20 protein-coding genes are annotated in these 20,492 nt (G+C 31.6%); 18 read left to right on the forward strand and 2 right to left on the reverse strand.

The genetic code is table 11. From position 1 onward, the window contains the following. The first annotated feature begins 11 nt into the window (after positions 1–11). The 7 genes from xseA (at position 12) to LQ682_RS09855 (ending at position 7,364) form a co-directional block, all read left to right on the forward strand. Complete coding sequence (xseA, locus tag LQ682_RS09825; protein ID WP_064211058.1) at positions 12–1,337, forward strand: exodeoxyribonuclease VII large subunit; 1,326 nt, start codon at positions 12–14, stop codon at positions 1,335–1,337. Positions 1,338–1,342: 5 nt separating this feature from the next. Continuing rightward, positions 1,343–1,561 carry an exodeoxyribonuclease VII small subunit gene (locus LQ682_RS09830; protein WP_017000258.1) on the forward strand — a complete coding sequence of 73 codons (219 nt, stop codon included), beginning with the start codon at positions 1,343–1,345 and terminating at the stop codon, positions 1,559–1,561. Continuing rightward, a complete protein-coding gene (locus LQ682_RS09835; RefSeq protein WP_103269266.1) occupies positions 1,542–2,420 on the forward strand; it encodes a polyprenyl synthetase family protein in 879 nt (292 codons plus the stop codon). The genes LQ682_RS09830 and LQ682_RS09835 overlap by 20 nt, the downstream gene beginning before the upstream one ends. A 43-nt stretch (positions 2,421–2,463) precedes the next feature. Continuing rightward, positions 2,464–4,335, forward strand: a complete 1,872-nt coding sequence (gene dxs / locus LQ682_RS09840; RefSeq protein ID WP_239724193.1) for a 1-deoxy-D-xylulose-5-phosphate synthase — start codon at positions 2,464–2,466, stop codon at positions 4,333–4,335. 146 nt (positions 4,336–4,481) lie between these two features. Continuing rightward, complete coding sequence (gene ahrC, locus LQ682_RS09845) at positions 4,482–4,934, forward strand: transcriptional regulator AhrC/ArgR (protein WP_103269267.1); 453 nt, start codon at positions 4,482–4,484, stop codon at positions 4,932–4,934. A 17-nt stretch (positions 4,935–4,951) separates the two neighbouring features. Further along, the gene (gene recN / locus LQ682_RS09850) at positions 4,952–6,622 is read left to right on the forward strand and encodes a DNA repair protein RecN (RefSeq protein WP_017000262.1); all 1,671 of its coding nucleotides are present in this window, start codon (positions 4,952–4,954) and stop codon (positions 6,620–6,622) included. Positions 6,623–6,650: 28 nt separating this feature from the next. After that, positions 6,651–7,364 carry a sporulation initiation factor Spo0A C-terminal domain-containing protein gene (locus LQ682_RS09855; protein ID WP_070045399.1) on the forward strand — a complete coding sequence of 238 codons (714 nt, stop codon included), beginning with the start codon at positions 6,651–6,653 and terminating at the stop codon, positions 7,362–7,364. Positions 7,365–7,373: 9 nt separating this feature from the next. Here the strand turns inward: LQ682_RS09855 and LQ682_RS09860 are convergent, their stop codons facing one another. Further along, positions 7,374–7,649, reverse strand: a complete 276-nt coding sequence (locus LQ682_RS09860) for a DUF2627 domain-containing protein (RefSeq protein WP_103269268.1) — start codon at positions 7,647–7,649, stop codon at positions 7,374–7,376. 121 nt (positions 7,650–7,770) lie between these two features. On the opposite strand from LQ682_RS09860, the gene LQ682_RS09865 reads away from it, so the two are divergent. From LQ682_RS09865 to LQ682_RS09905, 9 genes are all read left to right on the forward strand, one after another. Then, positions 7,771–8,661 carry a phosphate acyltransferase gene (locus tag LQ682_RS09865; protein ID WP_239724196.1) on the forward strand — a complete coding sequence of 297 codons (891 nt, stop codon included), beginning with the start codon at positions 7,771–7,773 and terminating at the stop codon, positions 8,659–8,661. Between the two features lie 215 nt (positions 8,662–8,876). Continuing rightward, a complete protein-coding gene (locus LQ682_RS09870; RefSeq protein WP_017000266.1) occupies positions 8,877–9,977 on the forward strand; it encodes a Glu/Leu/Phe/Val dehydrogenase dimerization domain-containing protein in 1,101 nt (366 codons plus the stop codon). Next, complete coding sequence (gene buk, locus LQ682_RS09875) at positions 9,977–11,038, forward strand: butyrate kinase (RefSeq protein ID WP_239724197.1); 1,062 nt, start codon at positions 9,977–9,979, stop codon at positions 11,036–11,038. The genes LQ682_RS09870 and buk overlap by 1 nt, the downstream gene beginning before the upstream one ends. A gap of 11 nt (positions 11,039–11,049) precedes the next feature. Beyond that, positions 11,050–12,462: a dihydrolipoyl dehydrogenase gene (gene lpdA / locus LQ682_RS09880; RefSeq protein WP_103269270.1), complete on the forward strand. Its 1,413-nt coding sequence runs from the start codon at positions 11,050–11,052 to the stop codon at positions 12,460–12,462. Positions 12,463–12,477: 15 nt separating this feature from the next. Beyond that, positions 12,478–13,476, forward strand: coding sequence for a thiamine pyrophosphate-dependent dehydrogenase E1 component subunit alpha (locus LQ682_RS09885; protein WP_017000269.1), 999 nt, complete (start codon positions 12,478–12,480; stop codon positions 13,474–13,476). Next, positions 13,469–14,452 (forward strand): alpha-ketoacid dehydrogenase subunit beta, encoded by a 984-nt coding sequence (locus tag LQ682_RS09890; RefSeq protein ID WP_017000270.1) that lies wholly within the window; start codon positions 13,469–13,471, stop codon positions 14,450–14,452. Before LQ682_RS09885 ends, LQ682_RS09890 begins: the two co-directional genes overlap by 8 nt. Before the next feature lie 11 nt (positions 14,453–14,463). Beyond that, positions 14,464–15,747, forward strand: a complete 1,284-nt coding sequence (locus LQ682_RS09895; RefSeq protein ID WP_103269271.1) for a dihydrolipoamide acetyltransferase family protein — start codon at positions 14,464–14,466, stop codon at positions 15,745–15,747. Between the two features lie 74 nt (positions 15,748–15,821). Further along, positions 15,822–16,259, forward strand: a complete 438-nt coding sequence (locus LQ682_RS09900) for a BrxA/BrxB family bacilliredoxin (RefSeq protein WP_239724200.1) — start codon at positions 15,822–15,824, stop codon at positions 16,257–16,259. A 17-nt stretch (positions 16,260–16,276) separates the two neighbouring features. Further along, positions 16,277–17,242 carry an aromatic acid exporter family protein gene (locus tag LQ682_RS09905; RefSeq protein WP_017000273.1) on the forward strand — a complete coding sequence of 322 codons (966 nt, stop codon included), beginning with the start codon at positions 16,277–16,279 and terminating at the stop codon, positions 17,240–17,242. A 108-nt stretch (positions 17,243–17,350) separates the two neighbouring features. On the opposite strand, the gene prli42 is transcribed toward LQ682_RS09905, so the two are convergent. Next, positions 17,351–17,452, reverse strand: a complete 102-nt coding sequence (gene prli42 / locus LQ682_RS09910) for a stressosome-associated protein Prli42 (protein WP_017000274.1) — start codon at positions 17,450–17,452, stop codon at positions 17,351–17,353. 95 nt (positions 17,453–17,547) lie between these two features. Here prli42 and LQ682_RS09915 point away from each other — a divergent pair, with 95 nt between their 5' ends. Together LQ682_RS09915 and gndA are read left to right on the forward strand one after the other, a co-directional pair. Further along, positions 17,548–18,663, forward strand: coding sequence for a M20/M25/M40 family metallo-hydrolase (locus LQ682_RS09915; protein ID WP_239724202.1), 1,116 nt, complete (start codon positions 17,548–17,550; stop codon positions 18,661–18,663). A 120-nt stretch (positions 18,664–18,783) separates the two neighbouring features. Next, complete coding sequence (gene gndA, locus LQ682_RS09920; protein WP_017000276.1) at positions 18,784–20,187, forward strand: NADP-dependent phosphogluconate dehydrogenase; 1,404 nt, start codon at positions 18,784–18,786, stop codon at positions 20,185–20,187. The last annotated feature ends 305 nt before the right edge of the window (positions 20,188–20,492 follow it).

Here is a 20,492-nt window from a genome sequence, read left to right on the forward strand (position 1 = left end):
GTGATAATTAAATGGATAAGTATTTAACAGTTACAGCTATAACAAAATATATAAAATATAAATTTGACCAAGACCCTCATCTCCAAAATGTATTTATTAAAGGAGAAATATCAAATTTCAAAAGACATTCAAGCGGGCACCTTTATTTTGCTTTAAAAGACGATAAAGGTGTATTAAGCGCAATGATGTTTAAATCCAATGCTAACCAATTATCATTTGAGCCAAAAGAAGGCGATCAAGTTTTAATTGAGGGACGTATAGGCGTTTATGAGTCAAGAGGTTCATATCAAATTTATGTCCAAACTATGCAATTAGACGGTATTGGTTTGCTATATGAGAAATTTGAAGCACTTAAAAAAGAGCTTGCTGAGAAAGGTTATTTTAATGCCGATCATAAATTAAGTATTCCAAAATATCCTAAAAAGATAGCAGTTTTAACTGCTTCAACAGGTGCAGCAATAAGAGATATTTGTTCTACCCTAGACAAGCGTTACCCGCTTGCTGAACAAGTACTCATAAGTACTTTAGTTCAAGGTAAAGGAGCTAAGGATAATATTATTAACAATATTAAAGAGGCGGACTCTATGGGTGTTGATGTTATTATCGTTGGCCGTGGTGGTGGATCAATTGAAGATTTATGGAGTTTTAACGAGAAAGAAGTAGTTGAAGCTATATATAATTGTTCTACTCCTATTATTTCTGCAGTAGGACATGAAACTGATACGACATTAAGTGATTTTGTGAGTGATGTTAGAGCTGCTACACCTACACAAGCCGCTGTTATTGCAACGCCAGATATAAATGCGTTGTATCAACTTATTCAGAATGCACGTCAATATTTGACGAAACATATCACACAAGATATTCAAAGAGAAAAACAAAGGCTGAATCAGTTATCATCTTACTATAAATTGAAAACACCATCATTATTATATGATCAGGAAACTCAATTACTAGATGATTATCAAAAGCAATTAAATAGAAATCTCGAGCAAACAATACTCCGATATAAACATCGAATGGATATATTACAGAATAAATTAAGAATTGGACCAATTTCCAATAGAATTTTTCAATACAGACAAGATTTTGATCGTTTGAAATATGAACAGAATCAGCTGATTAATCGTATTTTGACTGATAAAAAGCAACTATTAGCTAATAAGCTTGTACAATTAGATACTTTAAGTCCTACACAAACAATGTTACGAGGTTATTCTATTATTGAGAAAGATGATAAAATAATCACAAGTAAAGATGATTTAAGTGTAGAAGATGAAATTACGGTTAACTTAAAAGATGGTAAAATAAAAGCTAATGTTAAAGAAATTAGGTGATGATTGTGACTAAAGAACAGACATTTGAAGAAATGATGACAGAACTTGAAAAAGTTGTAGGTAAATTAGATGAAGAGAATATTTCATTAGAAGAATCTATAGAACTTTATCAACGTGGCATTGAATTGAGCAGTAAATGTGAAACAAAACTTAAAGAAGCTGAAGATAAAGTTAACAAGCTAGTAAAAAAAGAAGGTGATTCTAATGAATCAGATAATGAATAATTATGTTGAAAAATTTAATGAATCACTCAATAACACCAAACTTATCCCTATAGTTGAGACTCAATTAGAAGAAAGTATGCGCTATTCTCTTTCTGCTGGTGGTAAACGAATTAGACCTGTTTTATTATTAATGACGTTAACTATGTTGAAGACTGACATAAATAAAGGTATGGAAACTGCCAAAGCTCTAGAAATGATACATACGTATTCATTAATCCATGATGATCTACCTGCAATGGATGACGACGATTATAGACGTGGTAAAAAGACAAACCATAAATTATTTGGCGAGGCAACAGCTATCTTAGCAGGAGACGCTTTATTAACGAAGGCATTCGAACTTATTTCTAAAGATAAAGAGTTAGCCTCTGAAGAAAAAGTTAAATTAATAAGATTATTATCTGAAGCAGCTGGGCATCAAGGTATGGTAGGTGGCCAAATTCTCGATATGGATAGTGAAAATAAAGATATTTCATTAGATACTCTACGTAAAATTCACAGATATAAAACTGGAGCGCTTATACGTTTTTCTGTTGTTGCAGCTTGTACAATTGCTAAAGTAAATAGTAAAACATTTTTATTATTAGATTCATTTAGCCAAGAATTAGGTTTAATTTTCCAAATAAAAGATGATTTATTAGATATCGAAGGTGACTTTGATAAAATTGGAAAAGCTGTTGGAAGCGATGAAACAAATAATAAGAGTACATATATAAGTATACTTGGGACAACTAATACAAAAATTGCTCTAGAGCAACATGTTAACCAAGCGTTATATTTACTTGAGCAATTAGGTAAAGATTATAATACTGAAGAACTTAAATCGTTAACTAAATTATTTGCAAATAGGGAAAAGTAATAATCTCGAACTTATAGGTAATAGGGCTAAAGGTGGTAAAATAATGGATGTTTCAAAAATAAAAAATCCTTCCTTTATAAAAGGACTATCAAACTCTGAACTTGAGGAATTAAGCGCAGAAATCAGAAAATTTTTAATTGAAACATGTTCTATAACTGGGGGACACATCGGGGCGAATTTAGGTGTTGTTGAATTAACACTGAGTTTACATAAACACTTTAACAGCCCAATAGATAAAATTATTTGGGATGTTGGTCATCAAGCTTATATCCATAAAATTTTGACTGGAAGAGGACACGAGTTTGATTCTTTAAGGCAATATAAAGGATTATGTGGCTTTCCTAAAATGAAAGAATCTGAACATGATGTTTGGGAAGCAGGTCATAGTTCCACTTCATTATCAGCTGCCATGGGGATGGCAAAAGCACGCGATATTCTTGGAAACACAAATCACATCGTTCCAGTTATTGGAGACGGTGCTTTGACAGGCGGTATGGCTTTAGAAGCATTAAATCATATCGGTCACGACAAAACTGATTTAACAATTATATTAAATGATAATGAAATGAGTATTGCTCCGAATGTAGGTGCGATGCATAATATGTTTGGACGAATTAGAACAAATCATAATTATAATCGTTTTAAATTTGATGCTGAGAGCTTTATCACAAGATTACCAGGTGGAGATAAATTGAGGGACTCAGCTGATAAAATTAAAGACAGTTTAAAATATTTAGTCGTTGATGGTATATTTTTTGAAGAGTTAGGTATCAAATATATTGGTCCAGTAGATGGTCATAATTTTAAAGAATTAGACGAAGCAATAAATGCTTCTAAACAAATAAATAAACCTGTATTGATTCATGTTGTCACTAAAAAAGGTAAAGGTTATAAACCCGCAGAAATTGATACAGTAGGCACTTGGCATGGTTTAGGACCATATAAACTTGAAACTGGTGAAGTGATTAAAGGAAAAGCAGAAGGCCCTGCCTGGAGTGCTTTAATGAGCAACGAAGTACTTAATTATGCGAAACAAGATAAACGTGTAGTAGCTATTACACCAGCAATGCCAGTTGGTTCAAAATTAACGAAGTTTCAGCAAGAACTACCTGAACAATTTTTTGATGTAGGTATTGCTGAACAGCACGCTGTAACAATGTCTGCTGGATTAGCGACTCAAGGTATGAAACCATATGTAGCTATATATTCAACTTTCATGCAAAGAGCTTATGATCAGCTACTACATGATGTTGATAGACAAAACCTCGGCGTTTTATTTGGTGTTGATCGTTCTGGTTTAGTTGGTGCAGATGGAGAAACACACCAAGGCGTCTTTGACATAGGATTTTTAAATCAATTTCCTAATTTCACGATTATGATGCCTAAAGACGGTAATGAAGCAAAGGACATGCTTAAAACTGCATTTGAAACCGAACATGGTCCAATGGCGATTAGATATCCTAGAGGTAATGCACCAGCAGTAGAAGATAGAGAAGAAATAAAAGTATTATCCATAGGAAGTTGGACAAAGGAACGAGAAGGCAATGATGTAACATTAATAAGTTACGGTCCAACTTTAGAATTAATTACTGAAGTAGCCGATGAATTATTGAAAGAAGGAATAAATGCTACCGTAGTAAATGCTAGATTTATTAAGCCGATGGATGTAGAGTTGTTACATGAACTAGGCGAAAAAGGTATACCGTTTATTACGATAGAGGAATCTATGTTAACTGGTGGTTTAGGTACACAAATTGCAACATTCATTATAGAAAACGATTATGAAAATAAACTGCGAAGAATCGGTATAAATGATGAATATATAGAACATGGAGATGTTAATTTATTATTAGAAGATATAGGTATCTCCAAAGCAAATATAAAATCAGTTGCTAAATCAATAATAAAAAAATAATTATAAACAGATGAATAATTATGATAAAAAGGACGCTTTAGTAATAATAAAGCGTCTTTTAAATATTTAATAGCGCTTACATTACTCATTTTACAAATTTTATGCTATTATAATTGTATAAATATTCATTAGTTGAGGTGTTATAAATGGCAAATAAAACAATGCGACAAATTAAAGTAAGAGAAATTATTTCAAACGAACAAATAGAAACACAAGAAGAATTAGTTAGAAGGTTAAACGAGCTCGATTTAAACATCACGCAAGCCACTATTTCTCGTGACATTAAAGAGTTGCAATTAATCAAAGTCCCAGCTCCATCAGGTCAATATATATATAGTTTACCTAGAGATAGAAAATATCACCCAATTGATAAATTAGGTAGATATTTAATGGATTCATTTGTGAAAATCGATGGTGCAGATAATTTACTTGTACTAAAAACATTACCCGGGAATGCTCAATCAATCGGTGCTATTATAGATCAAATTGACTGGAAAGAAGTTTTAGGCACAATCTGTGGTGATGACACGTGCTTAATTATCTGTAAAGACAAAGAATCTGGAGAAATTATTACAGATAGAATTTTCAATATGCTTTAAAGGAGATTTAATAAACTATGTTACAAGCACTTACAATCAAACAATTCGCAATAATTGAATCTTTAGAAATAAATTTTTCAAATGGTTTAACTGTACTAAGTGGTGAAACGGGTGCAGGTAAGTCTATTATTATAGATGCTATAGGTCAGTTAGTAGGTGCGAGGGCGTCACAAAGTTTTGTAAGACATGGTGAACAAAAATCAACAATTGAAGGTGTGTTTGACATTGATAATGTTCCAAACGTCAATAAAATCCTTCAAAATTTAGATATTGACGTTGATGAAGATTTTCTATTTGTGAAACGAGAAATATTCGCATCAGGTAAGAGTCTTTGTAAATTAAATAACCAAAATGTAACTTTAGCTGAATTAAAAACAGTTATGCAAGAATTGTTGGATATACATGGACAGCACGAAACACAAGTTCTATTAAAGCCCAAATATCATTTAACACTTTTAGATAATTATGCTGATGGTAAATACCAAAAAGAAATTGATAATTATATTAATGTTTATGAATCTTATAGAATTAAAAAGCAAGAGTTAGAGAAGTTAGAATCTCAAGACCAGGCTTTACTACAAAGATTAGACTTGATAAAATTTCAACGTGATGAATTACATGATGCTAATTTAAAAGAAGATGAATTAGACTTTTTAAACCAAGAAATTAAAAAGCTACAAAATCATGAGAAAATTAGCGAAAGTTTAAATAAAGCTCATTTATTTTTAAGTAGTGAAGAAAATATACCAGATAAAATTTATGAACTTAATCAAGAAATTCAAAATATTAATGATATAATACCAGATAAATATACTGCTTTTAGTGAAGAATTAGATCAAATGTATTATACGTTAGAAGATTATAAACATGAATTATATAATGATTTAACAAATAATGAGTTTGATGAATCATTATTAAATGAATACGAATCTCGATTAAATGTTTTAAATGATTTAAATCGGAAATATGGTAAAAGTATTCCTGAGCTTATTAAGTATCGTGACAAAATTGATGATGAAATTTTCAAAATTGAAAATTATGAACAAAGTACTACTCAACTAAGAGAAGAAATTCAAAGCTTACATGAAGAAGTTCTTGAAAAAGGAAAGTTATTATCTACAAAAAGACGAAAAATCGCATTGAAGTTAAGAGATAGACTTATTGATGAAGTTCAAAACTTGCATATGCAAGATGCTAATATTGAAATAGCATTTACTGAAACATCACCAGGTAAAAATGGTTTAGAAGAAATTGAATTTCTAATCAGTCCGAATAAAGGTGAACCACTGAAAAGTTTAAATAAAATCGCTTCAGGTGGTGAATTATCAAGAATAATGTTAGCATTAAAAAGCATATTTGTATCTAATAAAGGTCAGACAGCAATCTTATTTGATGAAGTAGATACTGGTGTTTCTGGTCGTGTAGCTCAAAAAATGGCAGAAAAAATGTATCAAATATCTCAATCAATACAAGTGATATGTATTTCCCATTTACCACAAGTCGCTGCGATTAGTGATAATCATTTATACATTACTAAAGAAACTGTAAACGATCGGACGATTACATCTATCAAACAATTAGTCGGAGACGATAAAATAGATGAAATAGCTAGAATGATTTCGGGTGTTGAAGTGACAGAATTAACAAAACAACATGCTAAAGAAATGATAATTCAAAATAAAAATTAAAATAGTATGATTTGATAGGGTGTTAAATATGAGTATTAAGGTAGCGATAATAGAGGATTCGAAAGCTTATGTGAGCGAAGTGTCTCATTATTTGAAAACACATGATATTGAAATAGTTAATATAGGTTACAATGGTAAAGAAGCACTGGAGATTCTTAATACAGATACTTTCGACGTTCTTTTATTAGACTTAATTTTACCTCATATTGATGGCATGACTTTGCTAAAAAAATATATAAAACCTAATAAAAAGTATAAAGTAATTTGTATGAGTGCATTTGTCAGTGATGACCTATTAAAGGAATCTGTTTCCTTAGGCGTAGATTATTTTCTTATCAAACCGGTAGAATTTGATGTATTACTTAATACAATTCAACGTGTTCTTAATAATAATAAACCTATTATAGCTGAAATAGATGCTATAGATTTATTATTAGAGAAAATAGGTTTTTCTTATAATCTTAATGGTTATAAATATATCAAATATGGCGTACAAATAATGCTAGAACACTCACATAATATGCAACTTACAAAAGAATTGTATCCACGTATATCAGAATATTTTAATGTACAATCGAATAATGTAGAACGTTCAATTAGACATGCAATTAAATTAGCGTGGGATAAAGATTTAAAAAAATATTGGTATAAACAAGAAAATTCATATGTAAGACCTACAAATGGTGAATTTATTATTCATTTATATCAATTATATAAAGACGATCAAATCAAAAAAAGCTGATAAATCTATTTAAGATTTGTCAGCTTTTTTTGATTGTTTCTTTTGATTATCTTTGTTTAAAAAGTATTCTTGAGCGCGTTTATTTTTCTTTTCTCTATGCAATATATATCCACCGATGAAAACAACACCAAACACAAAAAATATAAGACCTAGTAAAAACTGTAGCCATATAAATTGTAATTGGGGGACGAGCTCTCCAAAGACAGCATCTCGCATCCATTTAATACCTAAGCCTGCTAAAATTCCCGGAATAACTAAAATGATTAATGCAATATATTTTTGCATAATTGAAAACTCCTATTTATTAATAACTTATATTATATATGAGATGATGAATGAAAGTAAACAAGGAAAAGATGGAATAATCGGTGAAATTTGATTATGATTAATATTAGGAGGGGTTTATATGCAATTTAATGAAATGATAAATAAAGGTCAAAATATAGATGCTACTATAGCAGTTTGCAAATCAAATGATGAAGGTATTATTAAAGCGATTATAAAATGTATTAAACAGACAAGAGCTAAATTTATTTTATTTGATGAAGAACCACAAGACGAATTAATACGTTCTTTTAATTTAAGTCATGAGGAATTCGAAAAGATTAAAATTGTTCAAACAAGAGATTATGAACATACGATTTCAGAATGCGTTAGGGCGGTTAATGAAGGCACTGCAAATTTAATAATGAAAGGATTAGTATCGTCGTCAGAAATTTTAAAAGAAATACTTAAAGATAAATATTCTTTAAAAACGACTCAGAGAATTAGTCACCTATCTTTCTTCAAAATCCCAACATATCATAAAATGTTAGCAATTTCAGATGTTGCAATGAATATTGCACCTGATGTAAATCAAAAAATAGAAATTACTGAAAACGTAATATCAAATTTAAAAAAATTAGGCATTGATACACCTAAAATTGCTGTATTATCTGCTATTGAAACAGTTAACCCTAAAATGCAATCTTCAGTTGATGCAAAGGAAATAGTAGATTATATTAAAAAAGAAAATATAGATGTTGAAATTGAAGGCCCATTAGCTTTTGATGCTGCGATTAATAAACGAGCTTCTATTATAAAAAAAATATCTTCAAATGTTTCTGGAAATATTGATGCTGCTATTGTTCCACAAATTGAAAGTGGAAATATATTATATATGTCTCTAGTGTATTTAGCTAATGCTGATGTTGCTTCAGTAATAGTAGGTGCTAAAGTTCCTGTCATATTAACTTCTCGTTCAGATTCATCTAAAGATAAATTTCATTCAATTTGCTGTGCATTAACATTAGTATAATTTAGTATATTTAAATAATAATATGTTAATTATGCTTTAATTTAGAATAACTGGAAAGTTATTACAATCTATAGATACCAAGTTATTTAAAATATTCTAAAAATTTTTACTTTTTGTAAGCGCTATCATTTTGCATGAATTTATTTGATAAATAAAACATTTGATGTAAAATTAAAGATGAAGTTTATTATATATAGAATGAAAAGGGGATTATTATGTTATTCGAAACAATTGAAAAATATGACTATGAACAAATCGTTTTTTGTCATGATAAAAGTTCAGGTTTGAAAGCAATCATTGCTATTCATGATACAACATTAGGACCTGCATTAGGTGGTTGTAGAATGTGGCCATATGAAAGTGAAGAAGAAGCGATAAACGATGCACTGCGTTTATCAAGAGGTATGACATATAAAAATGCTGCTGCCGGTTTAAACCTTGGCGGAGGTAAAACAGTTGTGATCGGAGATCCGAAAAAAGATAAATCAGAAGCATTATTTAGAGCATTAGGTAGATATGTAGAAAGCTTAAATGGTAGATATATCACTGCAGAAGATGTGGGCACTACGGAAATGGATATGGATACTATTTTTGAAGAAACAAATTATGTTGTTGGTTTATCAGAAAGTCACCATTCAAGTGGTAATCCAAGTCCGAAAACTTCTTTAGGTGTATTTGTATCAATGAAACGTGCAGTTAAAGAAGCTTTCGGTTCAGATGATCTAGAAGGTAAAACTGTAGCAGTTCAAGGTGTAGGTCATGTTGCTTACGAACTTTGTCGCTATTTAAATGAAGCAGGTGCTCATTTAGTCGTTACAGATATTAATCAAGAAGCTGTAGACAGAGTTGTAAATGATTTTAACGCTAAAAGTGTAGGTATCGATGAAATTTATGATGTTGAAGCTGACGTATTTGCACCTTGTGCATTAGGTGGAGTATTAAATGACGACACAATTAACAGATTAAAAGTTAAAGTTGTTTGCGGTAGTGCAAATAACCAATTAGAAGATATTGATAAACATGCTGACCAACTTGAAAATAAAGGTATAGTATATGCACCAGACTTTGTTACTAATTCCGGTGGTGTTATCAATGTTGCTGATGAATTAGATGGCTATAACGAAGCGCGTGCAATTGCTAATATTGAAAAAATTTATGATCAAATGGATAAAGTATTTGAAATAAGCAAGCGTGATAAAATTACATCGGCTAGAGCTGCTGAAATTTTAGCTGAAGAACGTATTAACCAAATGATGAATGTAAGAAGTACTTACTTAAGTACAGAAAAATCTATTTTATCTAGAGGTAAACGTTAATGAAAAATATTCTTGTACTTAATTTAGGAAGCACTTCATCTAAAGTAGCAGTATTTACTGATTATGAAATGCTATACGAAGATGTTATAAGACATGATATGAATGTGACAAATCTTCCACTAATTGATCAAGTTCCATATAGACTTGAAAGTATCAAGAATTCTATGAATCAACACAATGTTTCTCTACAAGCAATAGACGCTATTGCTTGTAGAGGTGGTGTGTTGAAGCCTATACAAGGTGGTACTTATCTTATAAATGAAAAGATGTTAGAAGATTTAAAGACGTTTAAATATGGATTTCATGCATCTAACTTAAGTGGTTTGATAGGTTATGAATTATCTAAAAAGTTCAAAATTAAAGCATACATAGTTGATCCTGTTGTTGTAGATGAATTAATTCCAGAGGCAAGAATAACAGGTATTAAAGGAATAGAAAGAAAAAGTATTTTCCACGCATTAAACCAAAAATCTGTTGCAAAACAATATGCTGAAGATAATAATAAAGTATACGATGATATAAATGTTATCGTTCCACATTTAGGTGGTGGAATTAGCGTAGGGGCACATAAGAAAGGCCGTGTCGTTGAAGTAAATGACGGGTTACTTGGAGAAGGACCATTTAGTCCTGAAAGAGCCGGCTCAATACCCAATGATGCTTTAATTAAATGGGTGAAAGAAAACAACTTCACTGTTGAAGAAGCAAATAATCAACTCAGTAAATCATCTGGTTTACTTTCATATTTTGGGACAAATGATTGTAGAGAAGTAGTAAGAATGATAAACGAAGGAAACAAAGAAGCCAAATTAGTATTAGATGCTATGGCTTACCAAATAGCAAAATCAATCAGTGCTTGCGCTGTACCATTAGAAGGTGAAGTTGATCAAATCATTATAACTGGTGGGTTAAGTTATTCTGAATATTTAGTAAATAAAGTGAAAAAATATGTATCTTGGCTACAAAATGTTACGATATACAAAGGAGAAAAAGAAATGCAAGCCCTAAATGTTGGCATTTTGGACCTTTTACAAGGTAAAATTAGTACCAAGTCATATGAATAAGGAGTAATACTATGTCTAAAGAATACGATTTAGTTATTCTAGGCGGTGGAACGGCAGGTTATGTATCTGCTATTCGTGCTGCTCAACTTGGAAAAAAAGTCGCAATTGTCGAAAAATATAAATTAGGTGGTACATGTTTACATAAAGGATGTATACCTACTAAATCTTACTTAAAAACCGCTGAAATATTAAGATATATTAATCATGCAGATCAATATGGTATCAAACAAGCTTCCGCGAATTTTGATATCCAAGATGTTGTCGCTAAAAAAGATGAAACCGTTACAGCTATGTACAAAGGTGTACAAAGTTTAATGAAAAAATATAAAATTGATGTATATCAAGGAAATGGAAGATTACTTGGACCATCACTTTTCTCACCACAAGCTGGCACTGTGTCAGTAGAATTAGAAAATGGTGAATCTGAATTACTTGTTAACCAAAATGTTTTAATTGCTACAGGTTCTAAACCTGTGGAATTACCATTCTTAAAGTTCAATCATAAAACAATCATTTCTAGTGATGACATGATGAATATGGAAACTTTACCTAATAATATTTTAATTATAGGCGGTGGCGTTATAGGTCTTGAGTTTGCATCTTTACTCAACGATTTAGGGGTAGATGTGACAGTAGTAGAAGCAGGGGCTTCGATTATTCCAAATGAACAGCAAGAAATTAGTAAAATAATCAAAAAGGATTTTCAAGAAAGTGGTATTAAAATCTATGAAGATTTACCATTAAGCGAAGAAAATATATCAATTACTGACCAAAATATTAAAGTACAATTACGAGATGATGAAGTAACGTTTGATAAAGTACTAGTAGCTGTTGGCAGAAAGCCAAATACTGAAGATATTGGAATTCAAAATACAAAGATTAAAACAGATGATAAAGGCTATATCGTTACAAACAATGTATATCAAACAGAAGACAAACATATATATGCAGTAGGTGATGTAATAGGTAATTATCAATTAGCTCATGTTGCAACTAAAGAAGGAACCATATCTGTGGAAAACATGTTTGATCAAAATCCAATTCAGTTAGATTACTTAACGGTGCCTAGATGTATTTATACAAATCCTGAAGTAGCTTCAATTGGTATGACAGAACAAGATGCTAAAAATGAAAATATAAATTATAAGAAATTCAAAGTACCTTTTAAAGCCATAGGTAAATCTGTAATAGAAAACAATGGATTAGGAGAATGCATATTAATAAAAGACATGGAAAATGACCGTGTGTTAGGCATTCATATGGTTGGTGCTAAAGTAACTGAGTTAATTAATGAAGTGTCTTTATTTACTTTTATGAATGGTTCTACTGAAGAATTAGCAACAGCAGTACATGCTCATCCTTCAATTGGAGAAGTATTAATGGAATTAGGATTACAATCAGAAAACCGTGCAATTCATGTCTAAAAAAGGAGTGACAAAATGTTAGATTACAAAACTGTTGGTTTAACACATGAAGATTTAAAAGAAATATATAAATGGATGTTGCTCGGTAGAAAAATCGACGAAAGAATGTGGCTTTTGAATAGAGCGGGTAAACTTCCGTTTGTTATTAGTTGCCAAGGTCAAGAAGCAACCCAAATCGGTACTTATTATGCATTACAAGATGATGATGTATTAGCACCATATTATCGAGATTTAGCTTTAGTTACAGCTAGAGGCATAACTGCAGAAGAATCGATGCTAGCTGCTTTTGCAAAAGAAGGAGACACTTCTAGTGGTGGTAAGCAAATGCCTTCACATTTCAGCAAGAAAGACTTAAATATATTAACTCAGGGTTCATGTGTAACTACACAAGTATTACACGCAGCTGGAGCAAGCTTATCTTTAAAAATGGATAATAAAAAGAACATAGCACTTGCAACTCTAGGTGAAGGTAGTACGAGTCAAGGTGATTTCCATGAAGCGATGAACTTTGCTGGTGTACACAAACTACCTTATATTTGCATAATAGAAAATAATAAATATGCTATATCAGTTCCAACTGAATTACAGTTTGCGACAGATGATTTATCTAAAAGAGCTGAAGGATATGGCGCTTTTGGTGAACAAGTAGATGGGAATGACCCAATAGCAGTATATAAAGCTGTTAAAAAAGCGAGAGAACGTGCAATAAATGGAGAAGGTCCAACTTTAATTGAAGCAATTTGTAGCCGTTTAACACCACATTCTTCAGATGATAATGATAACTATCGTCCAGCCGAAGAATTAAAAGAAGAAAAAGAAAATGATTGTAATATCAAATTCAAAGAATATTTGATTGAAAATGAAGTTGCAGATGAAGAGTGGTTTAATCAGATAGAAGAAGAAATTAAACAAGAAATTAATACGGCGACAAAAAATGCAGAAAAAGCACCTTATCCACGACCTGAAGAAGCTTTAACACATGTATATGATCAAGGAGGCGAATCAAATGCCTAAATTATCTTATCTAGACGCTATTAATCAAGCGATGGATCAAGCTATGGAAAAAGATAATAATGTCTTTGTTATCGGCGAAGATGTTGGTCTTAAAGGCGGCGTATTCGGAGCAACAAAAAATCTGTTTAATAAATATGGTGCAAGTCGTGTTCTAGATTCACCATTAGCTGAATCAAATATTGTAGGTGCTTCTATAGGTGCAGCAATGTTAGGGAAAAGACCAGTTGCAGAAATTCAATTTGCAGAATATATCGTGCCTGCTACAAATCAAATTATTAATGAAGCAGCAAAAATTCGTTACCGTTCAAATAATGATTGGGATTGTCCGATGACAATACGCAGTCCTTTTGGTGGAGGAATACATGGCGCTTTATATCATTCGCAAAGTATTGAAAGTATTTTTTGTTCCACACCAGGTCTACGTGTTGTTATTCCATCAACACCTTATGATGCAAAAGGTTTATTACTAGCGTCTATTGAAGAGAATGACCCTGTATTATATTTTGAACATAAAAAAGCTTATCGCTTATTGAAAGAAGAAGTACCTGAAGAATATTATACGGTACCAATCGACAAAGCAGACGTAAAACGTGAAGGTTCAGACATTACAGTGTTTACTTATGGACTATGCGTGAATTATGCATTACAAGCTGCAGAAATCCTATCTACTGAAGATATAGATGTAGAAGTAGTAGATTTACGAACTTTATATCCATTAGATAAAGAAACGATAATTAACTGTGCTAAGAAAACAGGTAAAGTATTACTTGTTACAGAAGACAACCTTGAAGGTAGTGTTATGAGTGAAGTATCAGCTATTATAGCAGAGCATTGCTTATTTGATTTAGATGCTCCGATTGCTAGATTAGCAGGGCCTGATGTTCCAGCTATGCCATTTTCACCACCAATGGAAGATTTCTTTATGATGAATCCAGAAAAAATAGAACAAAAAATGAGAACATTAGCTGAATTTTAGGAGGTAAAAAAATGGAAGTAAAAATGCCGAAACTCGGGGAGAGCGTCCACGAAGGCACAATTGAACAGTGGTTAGTTAAACCTGGCGATCATGTCGAAGAATATGACGCACTTTGTGAAGTTATTACAGATAAAGTCACAGCAGAAGTACCTTCTTCATATACTGGTGTAATAAAAGAAATTAAAGTAGAAGCGGGAGAAACGATTGATGTAGGGACCGTTATTTGCACTATGGAAGTAGAAGGTGAAGTTGAGAAAGAAAATGATTCAGATCATAATAAACAAGAAAATCATGAATCTATTCAAGAAGTATCAGAAAATATTAAAAATGATAACCAGTCTGTAAGCGAGTCTCATAACAAACCTAAAAATAATGGACAGTATTCACCTGTAGTGTTTAAATTAGCGAGCGAAAATGGCATTAATTTAGAAAATATTGAAGGTACTGGTAATTTAGGAAGAGTCACTAAAAAAGATATTGTAAAAGCAATAGAAAATAAAGGAAATACAGAAAAAAGCGAGCCTATTGCGAATACTACTCCTGCAGAGCAAAGCCCACAATCTGAAAGTGCAGCTATAGAGCATAATTCAAATTCAAGTCACGATACAATACCTGTTAATGGTGTTAGAAGAGCAATTGCAAATAAAATGTTGCAAAGTGTACAAGAAATACCGCATGCTTGGATGCAAGTTGAAGTAGACGCAACTGATTTAGTTAAAACGCGACAACATCATAAGACATCGTTTAAGCAAAACGAAGGATATAATCTTACTTTCTTTGCATTTTTTGTAAAAGCAGTAGCAGAAGGGTTGAAAAAGTATCCAATGCTTAATAGTAGTTGGCATGAAGATGAAATCAAAATTAATAAAGATATCAATATATCTATAGCTGTAGCAAGTGAAGATAAATTATATGTACCTGTTATTAAAAATGCTGATGATAAATCAATTAAAGGAATTGCAAAAGAAATTAATGATTTAGCTACAAGAGGTAGAAAACATCAACTAACATCTCAAGATATGCAAGATGGTACTTTTACTGTTAATAATACAGGTTCATTTGGTTCAGTATCATCTATGGGTATTATCAATCATCCACAGGCAGCTATATTACAAATTGAATCTATTGTTAAACGACCTGTAGTAATTGATGACATGATAGGCATTCGTGATATGGTTAATTTATCTTTATCTATTGATCATAGAATATTAGATGGCTTATTAGCAGGCGAGTTTTTAAACTTTGTTAAAGAACGTATACAAAGTATGACGATTGAAAATACATCTATATATTAATAACACCTACGCATTGTTTTAACTAGAAATCTCCTGTAAAATAAAGATAACTATTATTACAGGAGGCTTTTCTTATGGAAATGGATTTCAATTTATATATGAATGACGTTGTAAGCTCTGCAAGAAATGAAATTGAAGTAGCAGGATATAAACAATTAACAACAAAAGAAGAAGTAGAAGAAACTTTTAATAAACCAGGTACAACATTTGTTATGGTCAATTCAGTTTGTGGCTGCGCTGGTGGAATCGCAAGACCAGCTGCGCAACATGCTTTACATTATGATAAATTACCAGATCAATTAGTTACAGTATTTGCTGGACAAGATAAAGAAGCAACAGAAACAGCAAGAGATTATTTTGAAGGTTATCCACCTTCAAGTCCGTCATTTGCTTTCCTTAAAGACGGTAAAATTGTAAAAATGATAGAAAGACATGAAATCGAAGGGCATGACCCTATGAGTGTTATCACAGATATTCAAGCTCTATTCGAAGAACATTGTGATGAAATCTAAAGGATTGGTATAGAGGCATGCAAATAAGACCGTATAGAATAGGGTATAGAACATTAAAGACCGCATTAGGGATGACATTAGCTGTCATCCTTTCTAAGTTAATAGGACTTGATAATTATGCTTCAAGCGCTATTTTAGTAGTGTTATGTACTAAAGATACAAGAGTGAAATCAGTTGAAGCGGCTATGTACAGATTTATAGCATGTTTAATTGCAATTCTAGTAGCATCATTATTCTTTACATTCTTAGGTACTAATCCTGTAGTTCTTGGGATTATGGTATTATTATTCATTCCTATTACTGTCATGATAGGTGTTCAAGAAGGTATTGTAACGAGTTGTGTTATTATATTACATTTATTTTTAGCACCTAAAATTGATTTAGACTTAATTATTAATGAAGTATTATTATTGATAATTGGTATAGGCATCGCGCTTATTATGAATATGTTTATGCCAAGTCTAGATACAAAACTTAATCATTATAAACGTAAAATTGAAGATGACTTTATTTTAATAACTTTTGTCTTTAGCCAAGCGTTATTAGATCCAAATAAAGAACTTAATATTCCTTCTTTTGATAAAGTTGAAGATAATATTAAGAAAGCAAAATCTCTAGCTTTTAGAGATGTAAAAAATCATTTTGTAAGAAATGAAAATTCCTATTATCATTATTTTGATATGAGACAAGAACAATTAACCTTACTTATACGGATGAAGAAACTAATAGAATCTATGCAACATAGTCAGCATGCACATCAACTCTGCAGCAAATTACTATTAGATGTATCGCAACATGTTCAAAGTAATGATTATTCATTAATGAGACTACATGATTTATATGCGATTAGAATTAAACTACAAACGATTGATTTACCTAAAGACCATATAGAATTAGAAAGTGTAGCCTCTGTATTCCAATTATTAAATGAAATTGAAGAATACTTGCATATTAAATCTGAATTCGGAAGTTTGAAAAAATAATATAATAAAAGCCGGAGAAAATTCTTTTTAGAAAGATTATTTCTCCGGCTTTTTGCTTCTAGGACTTTCTTGTCCATTGCTATGAAATATTATTATTAAGTTATTTTATTATGATAATAAGAATGGCAATACGCCCGATAATATTAATGAAGCTACGATAGCAACTAACATTACAATAATAATAATTTTTCGTACATTTTTGTTTAACATGATTACCCTCGCTTTGAACATTAGTTTTGTATATATTTATCAACTATTATACACTAGAAAGTGAGATAATTAAATAAATGAAACGAGGGACAAGCATGATCAATGAAGAACGCTTAATTAACACATTTTTAGAATTAGTAAAAGTCGGCTCTGAATCTTCTAATGAGAGAAAGATTGCAGATTTATTGAAACAAAAATTCACTCAACTAGGTGTAGATGTTAAAGAAGATGACTCTCAAGATGAAACGGGATATGGTGCTGGAAATTTAATTTGTACGTTACACGGACAAGATACAAGTAAGACACCTATTTATTTTACGAGTCATATGGACACTGTAACACCAGGTAATAATATTCAACCAGAAATACGTGATGATGGATATATTTATTCTAATGGTGAAACAATTTTAGGTTCTGATGATAAAGCTGGTCTTGCAGCTATTTTAGAAGCAATTGAAGTAATGAAAGAAGATGAAATTCAGCATGGAGATATTGAATTCATTATTACAGTAGGGGAAGAGACAGGTCTTGTTGGAGCGAAAGCATTAAATCCTGATGATATTAAAGCTAAATTTGGATATGCGATAGATGCTCCTGGTAAAGTTGGAACGACAGTTGTTGCAGCGCCTACACAAGCTAAAATCGAAGCTACAATTAAAGGGAAGACTGCACATGCTGGGCTTGAACCTGAAAAAGGTGTTTCAGCTATAAATATCGCTGCTAAAGCAATAAGTCATATGAGTTTAGGTAGAATCGATGAAGAAACTACAGCTAACATCGGTAGATTTGAAGGTGGTACTGCTACAAATATCGTGAGTGACCATGTATATATTTTAGCTGAAGCGCGTTCTTTAAATGATGAAAAAATGAAACAACAAGTTGAACATATGAAAGAAGCTTTCGAAAAAACTGCTGAAGAATTTGGTTGTACCGCTAATGTAGAAGTCAATATAATGTACCCTAGCTTTAATTTAAGTGAAGAAGATGATGTTGTTAAGTTAGCTGTAAAAGCAACTGAAAAAATAGGTAGAACATCAGAGTTAGTTAAATTAGGTGGTGGCTCAGACGGAAACGTAATTAGTGGTTTTGGTATTCCTACAGTTATTTTAGGAGTTGGTTATGAATATATCCATACTAAAAATGAGCGTATGCCAATTGAAGAATTACAAAAAATTACAGAACAAATTATAGCAATTTCAGAATTAGCGTAATTTTATAAATTGTAAACGTATTCATTTCGTTTTTTAAGAAAATTAAGCTTTCATAGACGCGAAACAGTTGTGAATTATGTTAAAATATATATGAAAACGATAAAAAGTGAGGTAAATTTCATGACACAACAAATAGGTGTAGTCGGTTTAGCTGTAATGGGTAAAAACTTAGCTTGGAATATTGAATCACGTGGATACTCAGTATCAGTATTTAACCGTTCTAAAGAAAAGACAGAACAAATGGTTGAAGAGTCAAAAGGTAAAAATATATATCCGAATTATTCTATAGAAGAATTTGTAGATTCATTAGAAAAACCAAGAAAAATTTTATTAATGGTTAAAGCTGGTGAAGCAACTGATAAAACAATCGATAGTTTATTACCGTTATTAGATAAAGGTGATATTTTAATCGATGGTGGTAATACTAACTATTTAGATACTATTCGTAGAAACCAATATCTAGATGAGAGTGGCATTAACTTTATCGGTACAGGTGTATCTGGTGGAGAAGAAGGTGCATTAACTGGACCATCTATCATGCCAGGTGGACAAGAAGAAGCATACAAACTTGTAGCACCTATATTGGAAAGTATTTCTGCTAAAGCAAAAGATGGCGCACCTTGTGTAACGTATGTAGGACCAGATGGTGCTGGACACTATGTGAAAATGGTACATAACGGTATAGAATATGCTGACATGCAACTAATTGCTGAAAGTTACGACTTAATGAAACGTGTTCTTCACATGGACCATAATGAAATCGCAGAAACATTCAAATCTTGGAACGTTGGTGAATTAGAAAGTTACTTAATCGAAATCACTGGCGAGATCTTTAAAAAATTAGATGAAGATGGTGTTCCTTTAGTAGAAAAAATCATGGACAAAGCTGGTCAAAAAGGTACTGGTAAATGGACATCTATTAATGCTTTAGAATTAGGTATCCCATTAACTATTATCACAGAATCAGTATTTGCTAGATTCATATCTTCATTTAAAGATGAAAGAGTGAAAGCAAGCCAAGCATTTAATCCTGAAGTTACAGAATTTGATGGAGATAAAGAAGCTTTCTTAGAACAAATTAGACAGGCGCTTTATATGAGTAAAATTTGTAGTTATGCACAAGGCTTTGCTCAAATGAAGACAGCTAGCGAAACTAATAATTGGAACCTAAAATTAGGCGAACTTGCTATGATTTGGAGAGAAGGCTGTATCATCCGTGCACAATTCTTACAAAAAATTAAAGAAGCTTATGATAATGATAAAGAATTAACAAACCTTTTATTAGATCCATACTTCAACGATATCGTTTCTAAATACCAAGGTTCATTAAGAGAAGTTGCAGCTACAGCTATTAAAGCAGGTATTGCTACACCTGGTTTCTCATCAGCAATTAACTATTTCGATAGTTATAGATCAGAAAACCTACCTGCAAACTTAATCCAAGCACAACGTGACTACTTCGGTGCTCACACATACGAACGTAAAGATCAAGAAGGTATTTTCCATACAGAATGGACTAAGTAATTAAGAGTTATAGTCAAGAGGCTGGGAGATAAATCCCAATTCAAAATAAATAACATCTCATTTCTAACTGAATAAATCAGGGAAATGAGATGTTATTTTTATATAGTCTATAATTTTGTTCGTGCATGCTTGTCTAGGCTATGGTTCGATTCTGTAGTCTCTCACACATACTTGTTCCTTAAAGGTGTGGTTAGTTGGATTAACGCGGTAGAAAAGAATATGTCCATATAATTGTGTAATAAAAAAAGAGCCAAATATAGCTCACTTTAGTACAATGTAATCGACTAAGAAAATATTGTAGAGGT

It is taken from the genome of Mammaliicoccus sp. A-M4, assembly GCF_022386955.1.
GTDB classification, from domain to species: Bacteria; Bacillota; Bacilli; order Staphylococcales; family Staphylococcaceae; genus Mammaliicoccus; species Mammaliicoccus lentus.